Here is a 560-nt window from a genome sequence, read left to right as displayed (position 1 = left end):
CGACTTGCATGTGTTAAGCCTGCCGCCAGCGTTCGTTCTGAGCCAGGATCAAACTCTCAAGTTGAGAATTCAATCATGACTAATCACTTTATGTTCTGAATCGACGAGAACTCACTCGACTGACTTACCGCATCACTGCGAAATCCAGTCTGGTGTTCTCATATCAAAACGTGACCGTCATTTTGTCTTCTGAACAGACAATCCAAAAACCCGAAAGTCCCTGAACCGTCCGCGAAAACCCGCCGACCACGTTTCTCTTTCTTCTCATATTCAATTGTCAAATAACCGACGATCCCAAACCAAAAAGGCCAAAAACCGTCTCAAAAACCAAAACAACGTTACTCTCTCGAGACCAAACCGGAAGCCCGGTCTCAATCAGCTTCCGCCAATCTTTCGTGGTTTTCTTTAGAACGAAGGTCATCGTCGCTAGCAGCGCCGCCGCCCTCGTCAGTGACCGGGTTATAGTCCCACTCACCCAAAAACGTCAACAGGCCAAATTCATAAAACTACAAAAATCTCGCAAGTGATTGTATTTAAATGATTTATTTGAATTCCGCGGC

Annotated in this window: 1 rRNA gene; it reads right to left on the bottom strand. The window is 45.9% G+C overall.

Annotated features, from left to right (window positions below):
* Positions 1 to 64 (bottom strand): 16S ribosomal RNA (locus tag FHP24_RS28580); the annotation flags it as partial.
* Positions 65 to 560: the final 496 nt, after the last annotated feature.

Origin of the sequence: Aliirhizobium smilacinae (genome assembly GCF_006335145.1) — a bacterium.
In the GTDB taxonomy this organism is placed as follows: domain Bacteria; phylum Pseudomonadota; class Alphaproteobacteria; order Rhizobiales; family Rhizobiaceae; genus Neorhizobium; species Neorhizobium smilacinae.
The sequence above is the reverse complement of the archived record's forward strand: the minus strand, read 5'-3'. Positions and strand labels throughout refer to the sequence as shown.